The sequence below is a fragment of the Streptomyces diastaticus subsp. diastaticus genome, assembly GCF_011170125.1.
Lineage (GTDB): Bacteria > Actinomycetota > Actinomycetes > Streptomycetales > Streptomycetaceae > Streptomyces > Streptomyces diastaticus.
On record NZ_BLLN01000005.1, the window covers coordinates 1,619,754 to 1,636,472 of the forward strand.

10 protein-coding genes are annotated in these 16,719 nt (G+C 73.2%); 2 read left to right on the plus strand and 8 right to left on the minus strand.

The window, feature by feature from the left end; genetic code table 11:
* Window positions 1-247 precede the first annotated feature (247 nt).
* From ispG to Sdia_RS24405, 7 genes are all read right to left on the minus strand, one after another.
* Entirely contained in the window at window positions 248-1,402 is a 1,155-nt protein-coding gene (gene ispG, locus Sdia_RS24375; RefSeq protein WP_100457632.1) for a flavodoxin-dependent (E)-4-hydroxy-3-methylbut-2-enyl-diphosphate synthase, read from the minus strand.
* Between the two features lie 365 nt (window positions 1,403-1,767).
* Complete coding sequence (locus Sdia_RS24380) at window positions 1,768-3,069, minus strand: M50 family metallopeptidase (RefSeq protein ID WP_100457633.1); 1,302 nt, start codon at window positions 3,067-3,069, stop codon at window positions 1,768-1,770.
* Window positions 3,066-4,334, minus strand: coding sequence for a 1-deoxy-D-xylulose-5-phosphate reductoisomerase (gene dxr, locus Sdia_RS24385; RefSeq protein WP_100457634.1), 1,269 nt, complete (start codon window positions 4,332-4,334; stop codon window positions 3,066-3,068). The genes Sdia_RS24380 and dxr overlap by 4 nt, the downstream gene beginning before the upstream one ends.
* A gap of 640 nt (window positions 4,335-4,974) precedes the next feature.
* Window positions 4,975-6,312, minus strand: coding sequence for an ROK family transcriptional regulator (locus tag Sdia_RS24390; RefSeq protein WP_185393460.1), 1,338 nt, complete (start codon window positions 6,310-6,312; stop codon window positions 4,975-4,977).
* A gap of 151 nt (window positions 6,313-6,463) precedes the next feature.
* Complete coding sequence (locus Sdia_RS24395; protein ID WP_189500509.1) at window positions 6,464-7,909, minus strand: aldehyde dehydrogenase family protein; 1,446 nt, start codon at window positions 7,907-7,909, stop codon at window positions 6,464-6,466.
* Window positions 7,910-8,247: 338 nt separating this feature from the next.
* Window positions 8,248-9,930, minus strand: a complete 1,683-nt coding sequence (locus Sdia_RS24400; RefSeq protein ID WP_189500510.1) for a PucR family transcriptional regulator — start codon at window positions 9,928-9,930, stop codon at window positions 8,248-8,250.
* Window positions 9,931-10,135: 205 nt separating this feature from the next.
* The gene (locus tag Sdia_RS24405; protein WP_229831599.1) at window positions 10,136-12,397 is read right to left on the minus strand and encodes an ATP-binding protein; all 2,262 of its coding nucleotides are present in this window, start codon (window positions 12,395-12,397) and stop codon (window positions 10,136-10,138) included.
* Window positions 12,398-12,806: 409 nt separating this feature from the next.
* Here Sdia_RS24405 and gabT point away from each other — a divergent pair, with 409 nt between their 5' ends.
* Window positions 12,807-14,138: a 4-aminobutyrate--2-oxoglutarate transaminase gene (gabT, locus tag Sdia_RS24410; protein WP_124288230.1), complete on the plus strand. Its 1,332-nt coding sequence runs from the start codon at window positions 12,807-12,809 to the stop codon at window positions 14,136-14,138.
* A gap of 582 nt (window positions 14,139-14,720) precedes the next feature.
* Complete coding sequence (locus Sdia_RS24415; RefSeq protein WP_229831600.1) at window positions 14,721-15,278, plus strand: phosphatase PAP2 family protein; 558 nt, start codon at window positions 14,721-14,723, stop codon at window positions 15,276-15,278.
* Between the two features lie 175 nt (window positions 15,279-15,453).
* On the opposite strand, the gene Sdia_RS24420 is transcribed toward Sdia_RS24415, so the two are convergent.
* Window positions 15,454-16,629 (minus strand): chitinase, encoded by a 1,176-nt coding sequence (locus Sdia_RS24420; protein WP_189500512.1) that lies wholly within the window; start codon window positions 16,627-16,629, stop codon window positions 15,454-15,456.
* Window positions 16,630-16,719: the final 90 nt, after the last annotated feature.

Below are 16,719 nucleotides of genomic sequence, written 5' to 3' on the forward strand. Positions count from 1 at the left end.
GGGTACTGATTCTTCGCACTGTACCCGGCGGTCCCCGCGCTCGCCGCCCGCCCCGGTCCGGGGCTGCGCGGGGCACCGGGCGCCCCCGGTCGGGGGGCGGCGCGGGGCACCGGGCGCGAGGCGAAGAGCTACGCCGCACCGCTGCCAGGGGGCCGCCGCGGGGATCCGGCGTAGGGCACAACCGCAGGTCGCCCGCCCCGTACGGGGCGGGCGACGGGGCACAGCGGCGCCGTGAGCGCGGCGGAGGTCAGCTGACGGAGACCGAGGGCTCGCCGGAGGCGATGCCGTCCTTCTCCATCTGCTCGGCGATCTTCATCGCCTCGTCGATGAGGGTCTCCACGATCTTCGACTCCGGCACGGTCTTGATGACCTCGCCCTTGACGAAGATCTGGCCCTTGCCGTTTCCGGAGGCGACACCGAGGTCCGCCTCGCGTGCCTCGCCGGGACCGTTGACGACACAGCCCATCACGGCGACGCGGAGCGGAACCTCCATACCTTCCAGGCCGGCGGTGACCTCCTCGGCGAGCTTGTAGACGTCGACCTGGGCGCGCCCGCACGACGGGCAGGAGACGATCTCCAGGCGGCGGGGCCTGAGGTTGAGCGACTCCAGGATCTGGAGGCCGACCTTGACCTCCTCCGCCGGAGGCGCCGAGAGCGAGACCCGGATCGTGTCACCGATGCCCTCGCTGAGCAGCGCGCCGAAGGCCACCGCCGACTTGATGGTGCCCTGGAAGGCCGGGCCCGCCTCGGTGACCCCCAGGTGCAGGGGGTAGTCACTGGCGGCGGCGAGCTGCCGGTAGGCGTTGACCATGACCACGGGGTCGTTGTGCTTCACCGAGATCTTGATGTCGTGGAAGCCGTGCTCCTCGAAGAGCGACGCCTCCCACAGGGCCGACTCGACCAGCGCCTCGGGCGTGGCCTTGCCGTACTTCTGGAGCAGGCGCTTGTCGAGGGAGCCCGCGTTGACACCGATGCGGATGGGCGTACGGGTCTCGTTGGCCGCCTTGGCGATCTCGCGGACCTTGTCGTCGAACTGCTTGATGTTGCCCGGGTTGACGCGGACCGCGGCGCAGCCCGCGTCGATCGCGGCGAAGACGTACTTCGGCTGGAAGTGGATGTCGGCGATGACCGGGATCTGCGACTTCTTCGCGATCACGGAGAGCGCGTCGGCGTCGTCCTGCGTCGGGCAGGCGACCCGGACGATCTGGCAGCCGGAGGCGGTCAGCTCGGCGATCTGCTGGAGCGTCGCCCCGATGTCGGAGGTGCGGGTGGTCGTCATGGACTGGACCGAAACCGGTGCGTCCCCACCGACCGCCACCGACCCGACCTGGATCTGCCGACTCTTCCTGCGTTCGGCGAGCAGGGTCGGAACGGACGGCATTCCCAGTGAAATCGCAGTCATCTGCTGTGCAACCCCAAGATGTGGATCGTGGTCCCGAGATCGGCGGGCTCCGACGACCGAGATTACGGCACTGTCGCGGCCCCCGGCACATCCGTCCCCTGCCGTGCCCCGGCGTGCCGGGCCCTGGGTGACCACCGGAACGCCTGTGACCACACGGTACGGGCGAGGTGGCCGGGTCCGGCCCGGTCACCCGGTCGGCCGTTCGACAGTTCGGCCACAGATTCGGGACGCCGAGGTGAACGGCCCGCCGGAAGCAGGATGCCGCCCGCCCCCGGCCGGCCCGTGAGAGCCGTCCCCCGAAACGCGAGAACCCCGGCCGGGCGTGTACGCGAGGCACACGTCCGGCCGGGGAACGACGGGGCCGGTCAGGTGATGCGTACCGGGTTCACCAGGTCGGCGACGAGGACGAGCAGGGTGAAGCAGACGAACAGCCCGGCCACCACGTAGGCGACGGGCATCAGCTTCGCCACGTCGAAGGGCCCCGGGTCCGGTCGGCGCAGGACGCGGGCGCCTCGGCGGCGTACCGATTCCCAGAGGGCACCGGCGATGTGGCCGCCGTCCAGCGGAAGCAGCGGCAGCATGTTGAAGAGGAAGAGCGACAGGTTGAATCCGGCCAGGAGGAACAGCATCATCGCGATCTGGTTCTGCGCCGGTACGTCGAGGTTCATCACCTCGCCGCCGATGCGCGCCGCGCCGACCACGCCGACGGGTGAGTCGTCCGCGCGCTCCCCTCCGTCGAACGCGGCGTCCCACAGCGCCGGGACCTTGGAGGGCAGGGCGATGATCGACTCGACGCCGTTCTCCAGCATGTCGCCCATGCGGCCGACCGAGTCCACGAAGCCGAGCGGCTGGATCTCGGTCTGCGCGGCGAATCCGAGGTAGCCCGCACGGACCCACTGGTCGCTGACCACCTCGCCGTCGGCGTCCTTCTTGGCGACGCGGTTCTCGATCAGGGTGGCCTGGAGCTGCGTCCGCTCGCCGTCCCGCTCGACAGTGAGAGTGGCGGGCCCGATCGTCTGGCGGATGCGTTCGGAGAGCGTCGCCCAGTCGTCCACGGGGGTGCCGTTGAAGGCGACGATCTTGTCGCCCTCCTGGAGCCCGGCCGCCTGGGCGGGTGAGACAGGGTCGCTTTGGCGGCAGGTGTCGCGCTTCTCGCTCTGCGCGATGACGCACTGCTGGACGCCGCCGACCGTGGTGGTCTGGGTGGCGAAGCCGAAGCTCATCGACACGCCGAGGAAGATCGCCACGGCCAGGATCAGGTTCATGAAGGGCCCGGCGAACATCACGATCACGCGCTTCCACGGCTTGCGCGTGTAGAAGAGCCGCGTCTCGTCGCCGGGCTGCAGCTCCTCGAACGCCGCCGACCGCGCGTCCTCGATCATGCCGCGGAACGGTGAGGTCGACCGGGCCTCGATCCGCCCGTCCGGCCCCGGTGGGAACATGCCGATCATCCGGATGTAGCCACCCAACGGGATGGCCTTGACGCCGTACTCGGTCTCCCCCTTGCGGCGGGAGAAGAGCGTCGGCCCGAAACCGACCATGTACTGCGGCACCCGGATACCGAAGAGCTTCGCCGTCGACAGGTGCCCCAGCTCGTGCCACGCGATGGAGAACAACAGGCCGAACGCGAAGACAGCGATGCCGAGGACCGTCAACAAGATCGTCATGCGCGAGCCTCCGCTGCGAGTTCCCGGGCCCGGGCGCGTGCCCAGGTCTCCGCTTCCAGGACGTCCGGGACCGTGAGGGAGGTTCCCGTTCCGGGAACGCCGTGCTCGGTCACCACCCGGGTGACGGTATCCATGATCGCGTTGAACGGCAGCCGGTCGGCGAGAAACGCCTCGACGCACTCCTCGTTGGCGGCGTTGAACACGGCCGGGGCCGTCCCGCCGAGGGTTCCGACGTGGCGGGCGAGTCCGACCGACGGGAACGCCTCGGTGTCGAGCGGGCAGAACTCCCACGACGAGGCCTTCGTCCAGTCGAAGGCCGGCGCGGCGTCCGGCACCCGCTCCGGCCAGCCCAGGCCGACCGCGATGGGGCCCCGCATGTCGGGCGGCGTGGCCTGCGCGATGGTCGACCCGTCGCTGAACTCCACCATCGAGTGAACGTACGACTGCGGGTGGACGACGACCTCGATCTGATCGAACGGGATGTCGTACAGCAGGTGGGCCTCGATGACCTCCAGGCCCTTGTTGACGAGGGTCGCGGAGTTGACCGTGATCACCGGGCCCATCGCCCAGGTCGGGTGGGCCAGGGCGTCCTCGCGGGTGACCTGCTCCAACTGCGCGCGGGTACGTCCGCGGAACGGGCCACCCGAGGCGGTGACGACGAGGCGTCGCACGTCGGCGCGAACGCCCGCCGCGAGCGCCTGGAAGAGCGCGGCGTGCTCCGAGTCGACGGGGATGATCTGGCCCGGCTTGGCCACCGCCTTCACCAGGGGGCCGCCGACGATCAGCGACTCCTTGTTGGCGAGGGCGAGGGTGCGGCCCGCCTCCAGCGCGGCCAGCGTCGGGGCGAGGCCGATGGAGCCCGTGATGCCGTTGAGCACCGTGTGGCAGGGCGACTGGGCCAGCTGGGTGGCCGCGTCGGGGCCGGCGAGGATCTCGGGAAGCGGCTCCGATGTTCCGTACCGGGCGCGCAGCGCCTCGCGCAGTCGCGGGGCCGCCTCCTCGCGGGCCACGGCCACCGCGGGGGGCCGCAGCCGGTACGCCTGGTCGGCCAGCAGGTCCACCCGGCCTCCGGCCGCGGAGAGCGCGGTCACCCGGAAGCGCTCCGGGTGACGGAGCACCAGGTCGATGGCCTGCGTACCGATCGAACCGGTGGAGCCGAGGATCACGATGTCGCGCCGCCCGGCCGCGTCGTCGAAGACGAGGTGCGGATCAGCGAGCGGGGAGGGGCGTGCCGCGGTGGCAGGACTGTCGGTCATGCGCCCCATTCTCGCGCCCCGCAGCCGATGGGTGTGCAGGGCGGTCCCGGTGCGGCGCCGGGTGGGGTGTGGGTGTTGGCCGGGACGGGTGTCGGCTGAAGGGTGAGGTGGGCGCGCCCGGGGGTGGGCGAGGTGCGGCATGAGGGCGGCGTACGTCGCGGGCGACCTGCGGTTTCCTGTGCGCCGGGGTGGTGGGGCGACGGGGCGTGCCCGCAGCGCTTCCCGGGCAGGGCGCTCCTTCCCGATGTGGCGAGCGCCCCCTCACACGGACGGCGCCGGGTGCGGTGCACGGGTCGTGCCCTCCTTCGAACTGCCCACCGCCGTGCCCGGCGCATGTGGTGATCGTTCGTGACAGAACACAGGGCCTGGGCCGCCCCGAGCCGACGTGAGGGACGTACGGCATGAGGGACGCGCATGCGGTATGTGCGGCAGCGTGCGTCACCCGGCTCGGCGGTGCTCGTCCTGCAAGCCGGGAGGCGCTCGCCCCGCAGGCCTGGCCGTGCTCGTCCTCCCGAACTGACGTGGCGCGGACCACGTCCGCTCCGCGCGCGAGGCGCCAGGAGGGCCGTCGCCGCGCCGCACGGGGCGGCGACGGCGGGCGCCCCGGGCGTCTGTGCCTGCCCCGTACGTCGCGCGCCACCTGCGGTTCTCAGTACGTCGCGGGAGGCGCCGCGCCGTACCCCAGCGGGTCCGCGAGGACGCGGCGCAGGACCTGGCCCGCCGCGCCGCGCGCGGCGTCGCCGGCGGGCGAGGCGGCGCACAGGCGGCCGCTTCCGGCGCCCCAGAGGCCGGAGACGACGCGGCGTTCCAGCTCGCGTTCGGCCGCCGGGGCGAGATGCGGGGTGAGTTCGCGGTACAGGCCGCCGAGGAGCACGGTCTGCGGGTCGAGCAGGTTGACCGCTCCGGAGAGGGCGACACCGAGCATGGCGCCTGCCTGCTCGACCGCCTGCCGGGCGCGCCGCGCCTCCGGTGCTCCCGACCCGTCCGCGGCGCGGCGGCCCAGTTCGGCGATGCCGCCCTCCCGGGCGTCGAGCCCCGCCGCGCGGAGCAGGGCGTCCTGGCCCGCGTACCGTTCCAGGCAGCCCCGCGAACCACAGCGGCAGTCGGGGCCGTTCGGGTCGACGACCAGGTGGCCGATCTCTCCCGCGAAGCCGTGCGCGCCGCGCAGCAGGTCACCGTCGAGGACGACGGCGCCGCCCACGCCGATGTCGCCGCTCAGGTAGACGAAGGACCGGGCGCCGCCCGGTGCCCCCGACCAGAGCTGGGCCAGTGCGGCGGAGTTGGCCTCGTTGTCGGAGCCGACCGGTAGTTCCGTGCCCTCGGCGCGCAGTGTCTCGGCGAACAGTTCGGCGGCGGGTACCGCGTTCCAGCCGAGGTTGGGTGCCTGGCGGACGACGCCGTCGGCGACGAGGCCCGGCAGGGCCAAGTCGACCCCGGCGGGCACCAGCCCCTCACCCGCCGCCTCGCGCAGGGCACGCCCCGTGAGCAGTGCGGCGTCGCGCAGTACGGCGCCGGGGTCGCTCCCGGCATGCCGCCCCGTCTCGATGAGGCGCAGCCGCTCCGTGCCCGCGAGGTCGACCAGGCAGACGGTGAGCGCGTCGACGTCGACGCTGACCCCCAGTCCGGCATGGCCGGTTCTGGCCATGGTCAGAGCAGTGCCGGGACGCCCCGCCTGCCCGCTGAAGGTCTTGCCCGACTCGGCGACGAACCCCGCTGCGATCAACTGCTCCACCAGGGACGAGACCGCCGCCCTGGTCAGCCCGAGCCGCTCGGCCACGGCAGCGCGGGTGATCTCCGCCTCGTCGTGCACGGCCAGGGCCACCCGGCTCAGGTTGATCCGGCGCACGCCGGCGGCCTCGGTACGGCCCGGCCGCCGCTCCGGCGCCGTCCCGCGCCCCGCCGCGCTCTCGCCACGGGCTGTACCGGGCACACCCGGTGCGGGGCTGTGGGGCCCCGTGCGGCGGGCCGGAGACTGATTCTGGGTCATGGTGTCCGGCAGCCTACGGGGACCGCCAAGGGCGTGGCAGAGCGCGCGGGCCCGCACGGCCCGTCTTGGCTCCCGGCGCTCCGCCGCTCCGAACGCCGTGCGGGCCCGGACGCGTCGCGGCGTCCGGCCCCGCACGGGGCGGCCGAGCTGCTCAGAGGTCGAGGCCGGTGAGGACCATGACCCGCTCGTAGGTGTAGTCGTCCATGGCGTACGCGACGCCTTCCCGGCCGACACCGGACTCCTTGACACCGCCGTACGGCATCTGGTCGGCACGGTAGGACGGCACGTCACCGATGACGACGCCGCCGACCTCGAGAGCCCGGTGGGCGCGGAAGGCCGCCTGGAGGTCGTGGGTGAAGACGCCGGCCTGGAGACCGTACTTGGAGTCGTTGACGGCGGCGAAGGCCTCCTCCTCGCTGTCGGCGCGCTGCACCGACAGCACGGGGCCGAACGCCTCCTCGCAGGAGAGCGTGGCATCGTCCGGCGGGTCGGCGAGGACCGTCGGGGCGTATGTGGCCCCGTCGCGCGTACCGCCGGTGAGCAGCGCCGCGCCGCCCTTCACCGCCTCGTCCACCCACTGTTCGAGGCGCTGCGCCGCGGCCTCGCTCACCAGCGGGCCGACGTCGGTGGCCGGGTCGGACGGATCACCGGTGACCTGGTTCTCCACCGCGGCGACGATCTTCGGGACGAGGCGCTCGTACAGCGAGGCGTCGGCGATGACGCGCTGCACGGAGATGCACGACTGGCCGCCCTGGTAGTTGGCGAAGGTGGCGATGCGCGAGGCCGCCCAGTCGAGGTCGGCGTCGGAGGCGTAGTCGCCGAGGACGACCGCCGCGCCGTTGCCACCCAGTTCGAGGGTGCAGTGCTTGCGCGGCACGGATTCGAGGATCGAGAAGCCGACCGGGCCGGAACCGGTGAAGGAGATCACCGGCAGCCGCTCGTCCTGGACGAGGGCGGGCATCCGGTCGTTCGGCACGGTGAGCACGGACCAGGAGCCGACGGGCAGGTCGGTCTCCGCCAGCAGCTCACCGAGGAGCAGCGAGGAGAGCGGCGTGGCGGGAGCGGGCTTGAGGATGATCGGCGCCCCCACCGCGATGGCGGGGGCCACCTTGTGCGCGCTCAGGTTCAGCGGGAAGTTGAACGGCGCGATGCCCAGCACGACGCCCCGGGGGAAGCGGCGGGTCAGCGCGAGGCGCCCCGTGCCGCCCGCGTCGGTGTCGAGGCGCTGGGCCTCACCGCCGTTGAACCGGCGGGCCTCCTCGGTGGCGAAGCGGAAGACGGAGACGGCGCGGCCGACCTCGCCCCGCGCCCACTTGATGGGCTTGCCGTTCTCCGCGGAGATCAGCTGCGCGATCTCCTCCGTCCGCTCCACGAGGCGGCGGGCGACGTGGTCGAGCGCGGCCGCGCGCACGTGGGCCGGAGTGGCGGCGAACTCCTCGCGGACCGCGTGGGCGGCGGCGACCGCCTCCTCGACCTGGTGCTCGGCCGGCACGGAGACCGTGCCCACGAGCCGGCCGTCCCAGGGATTGGTCACGTCGAAGGTGGTGTCGCCGGCGGCCTGGCGGCCGGCGAGCCAGAAGGCGTGAGGGGAAGTCATCAGATTTCCGGCCCTTCCGCAGTCGGTGGGTGGTCCAGGGCCGTTCCGGTGGCCGGCCGGTGCGGTACGCGGCACAGCCCCGCAGCGTCGCCGCCGCGCACCGGTAACGGTGTCTGAGCCCACCGTAGGGGCGCCAGTGCGCAGCGTCGTTTGTCCGGGGCGGATGAGTCGTGGGCGGCGCCACTCCGGATTGGCAGCTCGGTCCGGTCCGGAGGGGCGCGCGGCAGCGGTGAGGTCAGGGACGGGACGCGGCGTCTCGACGCCCGCCCCGGCGTGAGGGCGGCGGGTACGCGGCGGACCGCCGTACGCCGCGCGCAGCGCCTGCGGGGCGGTCACCGTCACTCCGTGCCGGTGGTGGCCTTCAGCGCGAGCCACAGCTCCATGCGGACATCCGGGTCGTCCAGCGAACGTCCGAGGATCTCCTCCACCCGGCGCATGCGGTACCTCAGCGTGTGCCGGTGCACGCCCAGCTCGGCTGCGGCGGCGTCCCACTGGCCGTGGCGGGAGAGCCAGGCGCGCAGCGAGGCGACGAGGTCGCCGCGGCCCGTCGCGTCGTGTTCGCGCAGGGCCCTCAGAAGGCCGTCGGCGAAGGCGCGCACCGCGTCGTCGGCGAGCAGTTGCACCACCGAGCCGGTCGCCACCTCCTCGTGCTCCACCAGGGCGCGGCCACGGCGGCGGGCCACGGACAGCGCCTGCTCCGCCTGCCGGTAGGCGGTGGCCGCCGCGATCGGGCCGGCCGGGGCCGAGAGCCCCATGACCGGTTCGTCGGTCCCCCCGGCAAGCGCCTGCTCAGTGGCGCGCGCCCGGTCCAGGGCCGCCGCGTACCCGACGCAGGCGTCCGCGGCCGCCCCGCCGTCGGTCGTCAGCAGGACGAGCCGCTCCCCGTCCGGGACGGCGAGCACCGCCTCACCTGCACGGGCGGCCGCGGCCTCCACGTGTTCGGCGAGCGCGGCGAGCGGCCCTGCCGGGGGTTCACCGGGCCGTACCAACGCCGCGCCGTACGGGGCGCCGGTACGGGGACGGGGCGGGGACGCGCCGTGGGGCACGGTGCGCCCGTCGGCGTGGGCGCGGGCGGCGGTGGCGGAAGCGGCCTCCACGAGGATGAGCCGGTACGGGGCGTCGAGGAGGTCGCCGTAGAGGCTGCCCGCGACGGTGCGGGCGTGCTCGGGCTCGCCCGCGAGGAGCATCCGGAGCACCGCCGCGCCGACGCGCTGCTCCGCCTCGTGGAGGGAACGGGACCGCTCGGTGGTCAGGGTGAGCAGAGCAATGGCGGAGTGCACCGCGTAGCGCTCGGCCGTGCCCAGCGGCGCCTCCGTGCCGACGGCGAGCGCGGCTCGGGGGCGCCTAGACGTGCCGAGTGTGTGCAGCTCCACCCGGTCCGGGTCGCCCCCGACGACGAGGCTTGCGGGCGGCGTCCGCGCGTGCAGCCGCCGCACCTCGGGGGTGAGCCGAGCGGCGCGGCGGGCCGCCCAGTCCGGCGCTGCGGCGGCGACGGCGCCGGTGGCGTCGTAGAGCGCCGCCCAGCCGCCGACCTGCCCCGCAAGGGCCGTGAGCAGCCCCGCCGGGCCGTCGCTCAAGGCGTGCTTGGTGAGCTCCCGCTGGGCGGCGAACCCTGCCGTGACGGCCTGGTACTGCTCGGCCGAGATCGCCGCGGAGACCGCCTTGCTGATCGCCAGGAACGGGGTACGGCGCGGCACCTCCAGCAACGGCATCCCTTCCTCCTCGGCGGCGTTCACCAAGGCGTCCGGGATGGTTTCGTAATGGACGCCGACCGCGAAGCCGAGCCCCACCACACCCGCCTGGCCGAGCCGCCGCACGTATCGGCGCATCGCCTCCGGGTCCTCGGCGTCCAGCTTGAGCGCGGTGATCAGCAGCAGCTCCCCGCCCTCCATGTAAGGCACCGGGTCGGCCAGCTCGCTCGCGTGTGCCCAGCGCACCGGGGTGGCGAGGCGTTCCTCGCCCGCGTGCACCCTGAGCTTGAGAGCGGAGTGATGGACGAGGGAGGCGAGCGTGGGAGGCATATGTCCTTCTGGTGACGGCGGGGCCGACGAGGGACCGGGGAGATCTTGGACGCGGCGTATGAAGCGCCACCCTCGATTCTGCCTCACCGGCACACACGATCCGCCCGGCGCGGCGACCTCGTCACCCCACGGGACCGCCCCGCACGGGGCGTCCTGCGCCGCGGCCGTACGGGGCGTACGGAGCGCGGCACGGCGCCCCGCCGGCTCACTTCCGCAGGTCGACGAGGAGCGGTGGCGCGTACTCCCCCCGCACGTTCGTCAGGGAGAGGACCGCGTGGCCGGGAGGTACGGCGTGCGCCAGCTCGGAGGCGGACCAGCGTTCACGTTCGACCTGGCGGACGGTCACGGACTGGGCGGTGGGCGCCTTGCCGGTGATGGCACGCCGGACGAAGTGGGCGGCCTTGGTCAGCGGCTCGTCGGCGACGATCTGGCGGTCGGTGACATCGCGGGCCTCCGTCCACTCCTTGCCCCACACCTCGGCGAAATCCTGGCCGTCCCAGGGAGTGAGCCCGCAGAGGGCCACGCGGCAGCCGACAGCACCCAGCAGGGGACCGCGCAGCGTGCGGGGCACCTCCTCCAGGGTGCGCAGGGTGAGCACGGCGCCGGCGTTGGCGGAGCGCAGGCGTTGCAGGCTGCGTACCGTCTGCGGCGTCACGGCGCCGGTGGCGTCGTCCAGGACCAGGCAGGCGAAGAGCGAGGGGTCCTCGCGGGCCGCCACGCTCTCGGTGAACTGGGCGAGAACGAGGCGTGCCAGGATCCGCGACGCGTCGGCGTGACCGCGCTCGGGCAGGTCGATGCGGACCCGCACGGGGTGGTCGACGGCCCGCAGCGAGAACGGCCTGGTGCGGCCGCTGGTATCGAAGAACGACGAGAACGCGGGGCGGTCCAGGAGCGCGATGCGGTCGGCCAACGCCGGGCCGGGATCATGGGGGCTGCCGGACTGGCGTGCCCGGGCGTCCAGCTCGCGGAGCATGGTGGTGTCGCCGAGGTCCTCCAGGTCCTTGCGGAGGGCGGTGAGGGCGGCGGGCGCCCCGTCGAGGAGTTCGCGCAGCTCCGGCACGGACGGGAAGCGGCCGTGCACGGCGGCGTACGGGCCGATCAGCTGGGCGAGCACCGTGGTCGAGCGCCGCGTGTCGCCGCCCGTGTGCGGGTCGGCCAGGTCGCCCACCAGTGCCTCGGCCAGGACGGCGGCGGCCTCGTCGGGGTCGGAGGCGCCTCCGTAGAGGTCCAGGTCGTAGACGGAGTCCGGGTGGCCGGGGCGGACCACGACGTCGTACTGCTCAGCCGATCCCGCACCCGGCGACCCGGCGGCGGAGACGACCACGACGGCGGCGCGTCCGGCCAGCGCCAGCAGGCAGAGATTCTCGACGACCGGGCGGACGAGGCGTACCGACTTGCCCGCCCCTACGGGGCCCACGGCCAGCAGGGACGTCCCGAGCAGGTCGGGGCCGAGGGCGAGTCCGGCACCCCGGAAGGCGTACGGGTTGCGGGGCGTGTCGCCGACCTCGCCGACGCGGACCTGGGCGGTGACGAGGTCGTGTTCGGCGGCGCGGCCGGGGAGGTCCCGGGCTCCGGACGGGTGGGGGCAGGCCCCGGCCCCGTCGGCCAGGACCGCACGGGTGAACTCCTCGCGGGAGCGGCGCCCCGCCCGGACCGCCTGCCACGCGCGGGTGATGCGGGCGTGGTCCACGTCACGCATGACGCCCGCCCCGGTCTCCGCGGCGAGGCGCTCCGCCGCCTCGGGCGCCCCGCCCGCACGGAGCTGGGGCCACTGCGCCGGATCCTCCTCGGCCGACGGCGGCGCCGCAGGTGCGGCTGGCACCGCGCGGCGCCATGCGGGGAGCCCGTAACGGTGCCACACCTCGCTCCATCGGCCCAACCGGGCTACGACGGTGAGGATGCCCGTGATCACGAGGGCGTTGTACGCGTTGTACACCACCGCACTCGTCACCCGCCCCCCCGACCTCCAAGAGTCCGGCGTGAACAGCTTCAGTGGGACGAGCCACCAACTGCCGAGGTAGTGGTTCTGGAGCAGGGACCAGACCAGCCAGCCGACCAGAAGGGCGATCAGCGCCCCGGTGATCAGCTGGCGCCCAGGAACCGGCTCCGGCTCCTTCTCCGGCCGGGGCGTGTGCCCGTACCGCCAGATCCCCGGGCTCGCCGGAGGCCGCTCGGTCCGGAGCCAGGCGACGAACGAGGCTCCGTCCGGCGGCACGGCACCGGGCGGGGCGCCGGCGGGACGCGGGGGTAGCGCCTCAGGGACTGTGAGGGGGCGGGGCGGGATTCCAGGCTGGCCGGCCCCGGCGGACGCGCCGCCATGACGCGGAGGCGGCGGCACAGGTGGAAGTGGCGGCACAGCCTGGGACGACGGCTTGATAGGGGGCGGTACGGAGGGAGGCCGCCCCGAGGTGTCGAAAGGTGGCGGCCCGTGCGTGCCGCGCGTCTCGTGCCTGCCGTCGTTGTCCATCCGTCCTGCCCCCTGGCCTGCCGGTCCGTCAGTCCCGGTCGCCAATCTACTGCCCCACCGCCCCGTCGCCCCGTACTGCGCGGGCGACCTGCGGAAACGCGCCCGGCGCTGGGCACCGTACGGGGCGGGTGCGCACGCGCGGCGCACTGCGCGGCGAGGCGCCCGGGCGTGCATCGGGCCGAGGACGCGGTGCGCACCGTCGGCCGGCCGCGTCGGCGCCCGCGAGGCCACCGTGTCCCAGGCCGGAGCCCGCCACTGTCCTCGACGGACAACGACACGTGCGCACTTCTCCCGATCGGAGCATGCCCCCACTCGGCGCACACCCCTAGCCTGCGAACAAAGCCATCGAAAGCTTCGGAATCCAGACCCCGCGCTGACTTCGGAAGCGTCCGACCCTCCAGGAGCCCCCATGAACTCCCTCCCGCAGGAGCGCCGCGTCGTCACTGCCATCCCCGGTCCGAAGTCGCAGGAGCTTCAGGCGCGGCGAAGCGCCACGGTCGCCGCGGGCGTGGGGTCGGTCATGCCGGTCTTCGCGGCCCGCGCCGACGGAGGCATCGTCGAGGACGTCGACGGCAACCGGTTCATCGACTTCGGGTCCGGCATCGCCGTGACCACGGTGGGTGCCTCGGCCGAGGCCGTGGTCCGCCGGGCCTCGGCGCAGCTCGCCGACTTCACCCACACCTGTTTCATGGTGACCCCGTACGAGGGGTACGTGGAGGTCGCCGAGCAACTCGCCGAGCTCACGCCCGGGGACCACGCCAAGAAGTCGGCGCTGTTCAACTCCGGCGCCGAGGCGGTGGAGAACGCGGTGAAGATCGCTCGTGCCCACACCAAGCGCACCGCGGTCGTCGTCTTCGACCACGGCTACCACGGCCGCACCAACCTCACGATGGCGCTGACCTCGAAGAACATGCCGTACAAGCAGGGCTTCGGGCCGTTCGCTCCGGAGGTGTACCGGGTGCCGGTCGCCTACGGGTACCGCTGGCCGACCGGCGCCGAGAACGCCGGTGCCGAGGCTTCCGCGCAGGCGATCGAGCAGATCGAGAAGCAGGTCGGCGCGGAGAACGTCGCGGCGATCATCATCGAGCCGGTACTCGGGGAGGGCGGGTTCATCGAACCGGCCAAGGGCTTCCTGCCGGCCATCCGGCAGTTCGCCTCGGACAATGGCATCGTCTTCGTCGCCGACGAGATCCAGTCCGGTTTCTGCCGCACCGGCCAGTGGTTCGCCTGCGAGGACGAGGGCATCGTCCCCGACCTGATCACGACGGCCAAGGGCATCGCCGGCGGCCTGCCGCTCTCGGCCGTGACGGGGCGCGCGGAGATCATGGACGCGGCGCACTCGGGCGGGCTGGGCGGCACGTACGGCGGCAACCCGGTGGCCTGCGCCGGTGCGCTCGGCGCCATCGAGACGATGCGAGAGCTGGACCTCAACGCGAAGGCACAGCGCATCGAGGCGGTCATGAAGCCCCGGCTGACCGAGATGAAGGAGAAGTTCGACATCATCGGCGACGTCCGGGGCCGCGGCGCGATGATCGCCATCGAGTTGGTGAAGGCGGGCACCAAGGAGCCGAACCCCGAGGCCACGGCGCGGATCGCGAAGGCCTGCCACGCGGAGGGCGTCCTCGTCCTCACCACCGGCACCTACGGCAACGTGGTGCGGTTCCTGCCCCCGCTGGTGATCGGCGAGGAGCTTCTCAAGGAGGGCCTGGACGTGCTGGAGGCTGTGCTCGCGGCCCTCTGAGCCAGAGAACCGTGAGTGTGTGCGGCGCCGCGGGTGCGCGCCGCACACGCGGCGTCGCGTGCGGTACCGCACGCGCGACGCCGCGCCCCGGACGCGCCCGTACCGGGAGCGCCCTGGTGCGCGGCGTCGCGCGCCAGGGCCACGTCATGGCCGGAATCACCCCCTCACGTCGGGCCCTGTGAAGAAGGTGTGCGAGGGCGATGTCGGCCGCGGGTTGCCCCTGTCGGCCGCCGCGTCGCTGCCGTAGGTTGAGCGCAGATGAGAGAAACACCCCGCTCGCAGTGCTCTGCGGGCGAGTCCGGGACGGGGCGTACGCAGCACCGTTCCGACCGTGCCTTCGCGCACACCGGGGTCTCGCGCTCCGGGACTCCTCACGGATCGGACCGCCGCCCGCCCCACACCCCCCGGGGCGCGCGGCCCACCGGTCTGGTCGGCCGCCTCGGGACCTCCCCCCCTGTTCCGAGTCGGCCGACTCCTCCTCTTCCTCCCTCGCCACGTTCGTCGCGCAGGGCGTGGGCGACTCCGGCCGTCTGCGTGGTGATCTTCGCCGTCTGCACGTGGCAGGTGGTCACTCGTGGACCCTTGCTCACCGCCGACGAACGCCTGGGCCGGCGCATCCACGATGGCGCTCTTCCCGAAGGCGCGGCCGAGTTCCTCGCCGACGCGGGCGGCATGCTCGTCGGCCCGGTGCTGCTGGCCGCCCTCACCACAGGGCAGTGGTTCACAACGAGACGGCACGGCGACGCCCCGTACTGGTGGGCGCTGCCGCTGACGACCGGGGTCGCGATGGCCCTCGTGCCGCTCCTGGTGAGCCTGGCCAAGGTACTGACGGACCGCCCGGGGCCACCCTCGATGGGTGGTTCGGGGTTCTTCCCTTCCGGACACGCGGCCACCGCCTGCGTCGCGTTCGGAGCCTGTGTGCTGCTGCTACGCAGAGCCGTGGCCTCCCGGTACCGGCGGTGGTCCCTCGTCGCCGCCTGCGCGGTGTTCAACGGCGCTGTCGGCTACGGCCTTGTCGCCCGCGGATACCACTGGCCGCTGGACGTCGCGGCGAGTTGGGCACTCGGGGTACTCCTGCTGTGGGCCGCCGTCACGGTGGCACGGGGGCTGCTCCGACGGCGCGGCGGCGGAGCAGCGTGACGCCTGACCGCGGCAGGGCACGGGACAGCTCGGTGACGCGGTGCGGCACAGCCTCGCAGCGTGCGCGAAGCGCCCCCCGTCCTATGCGAGAAAGCGCAGGTCGCCCGCCCCGTACCGCGCCCCGTGGGGGCGCCCGCCCTCGTGCTCGTCGGGAGCCTCGCGGCACCGGCCCGTGTCAGCCGAAGTACCGGTCGAAGGTACCCGCGAACTCGTCACCTCCGTAGCGGTCCCAGTTGATGGACCAGGCCATCAGGCCGCGCAGCTCTGGCCAGGTGCCGTGCGGCGTGTACGTGCCGCACGCCGATCCCCGGGTCAGGCAGTCGAGCGCCTTCTCCACCTCGGCGGGCGGCACGTGACCGTTGCCCGCCTGAGGAGTCGCCGGCATGCCGATCGCCACTTGGTCCGGCCGGAGGGCCGGGAATGTCTTGTCCGGGTCCCCGGCGACAGGGAAGCCGGTGAGCAGCATGTCCGTCATGGCCACGTGGAAGTCAGCGCCGCCCATGGTGTGGTACTGACCGTCCAGCCCGAGGATCGGTCCCGAGTTGTAGTCCTGGACGTGCAGCAGGGTGAGGTCGTCGCGGAGGGCGTGGATGACGGGGAGGTAGGCGCCGGCCCGGGGGTCCTGGCCGCCCCAGGGGCCGGAACCGTAGAACTGGTGCCCCAGTTGGACGAAGAAGGTCTCCGGGGCCATGGTGAGCGTGAAGCCGTCGCCGTAACGCTCCTTCAGGGTGTGCAGCGCGGAGATGAGGTGGACGATCACCGGCGTGGTCGGGTTTGCGAAATCGGTGTCCCCATCGTCCAGCGAGAGGGAGTGGCCCTCGAAGTCGATGTCGAGGCCGTCGAGGCCGTAGGTGTCGATGATGGAGCTGACGGACTCCACGAAGGTGTCCCGGGCCTCGGGTGTGGTGAGGCGAACCTGTCCGTTCTGACCGCCGATGGAGATCAGCACTTTCTTCCCCGCTTGCTGCTTCGCCTTCACCGCGGCCTTGAACTCGGCCTCGGACTCGACGCCAGGGCATTCGTCGGGCGGACAGAGGCTGAAGCGGATGTCACCGGAGGTGACCGAGGTGGGCTCGCCGAACGCGAGGTCGATGATGTCCCAGCTGTCGGGCACGTCGGCGAGCCGGGTGTACCCCGATCCGTTGGCGAAGCTGGTGTGCAGGTAGCCGACGAGCGCGTGCTCGGGTGGTTCCGCCGCCCGCGACGCGACGGGCGGCGGGTCGGCGGCGGCTTGCGGCGCGACGGCAGTGCCGACCAGGGCGCAGACCGCGACGAGAGCGGCTGCCGCGCTCCGGGAGCGGCCACGTGGTGAGAGCCGGGGCGTTCGGGACGGAAGGATTCGACGGTTCACGGCATTCTCCGAGTGTGTGTGGGGGGAAGGAGCGCGTGACGGTACGACCACTTGCCGCACAAGTTGGTCCAGACTAATAGGCTTGCCAAG

Bases quoted from the DNA above. Each gene is read 5' to 3' on its own strand.
- ispG (WP_100457632.1), bottom strand. From the start codon at position 1,402: ATGACTGCGATTTCACTGGGAATGCCGTCCGTTCCGACCCTGCTCGCC.
- Sdia_RS24380 (WP_100457633.1), bottom strand. From the start codon at position 3,069: ATGACGATCTTGTTGACGGTCCTCGGCATCGCTGTCTTCGCGTTCGGC.
- dxr (WP_100457634.1), bottom strand. From the start codon at position 4,334: ATGGGGCGCATGACCGACAGTCCTGCCACCGCGGCACGCCCCTCCCCG.
- Sdia_RS24390 (WP_185393460.1), bottom strand. From the start codon at position 6,312: ATGACCCAGAATCAGTCTCCGGCCCGCCGCACGGGGCCCCACAGCCCC.
- Sdia_RS24395 (WP_189500509.1), bottom strand. From the start codon at position 7,909: ATGACTTCCCCTCACGCCTTCTGGCTCGCCGGCCGCCAGGCCGCCGGC.
- Sdia_RS24400 (WP_189500510.1), bottom strand. From the start codon at position 9,930: ATGCCTCCCACGCTCGCCTCCCTCGTCCATCACTCCGCTCTCAAGCTC.
- Sdia_RS24405 (WP_229831599.1), bottom strand. From the start codon at position 12,397: ATGGACAACGACGGCAGGCACGAGACGCGCGGCACGCACGGGCCGCCA.
- gabT (WP_124288230.1), top strand. From the start codon at position 12,807: ATGAACTCCCTCCCGCAGGAGCGCCGCGTCGTCACTGCCATCCCCGGT.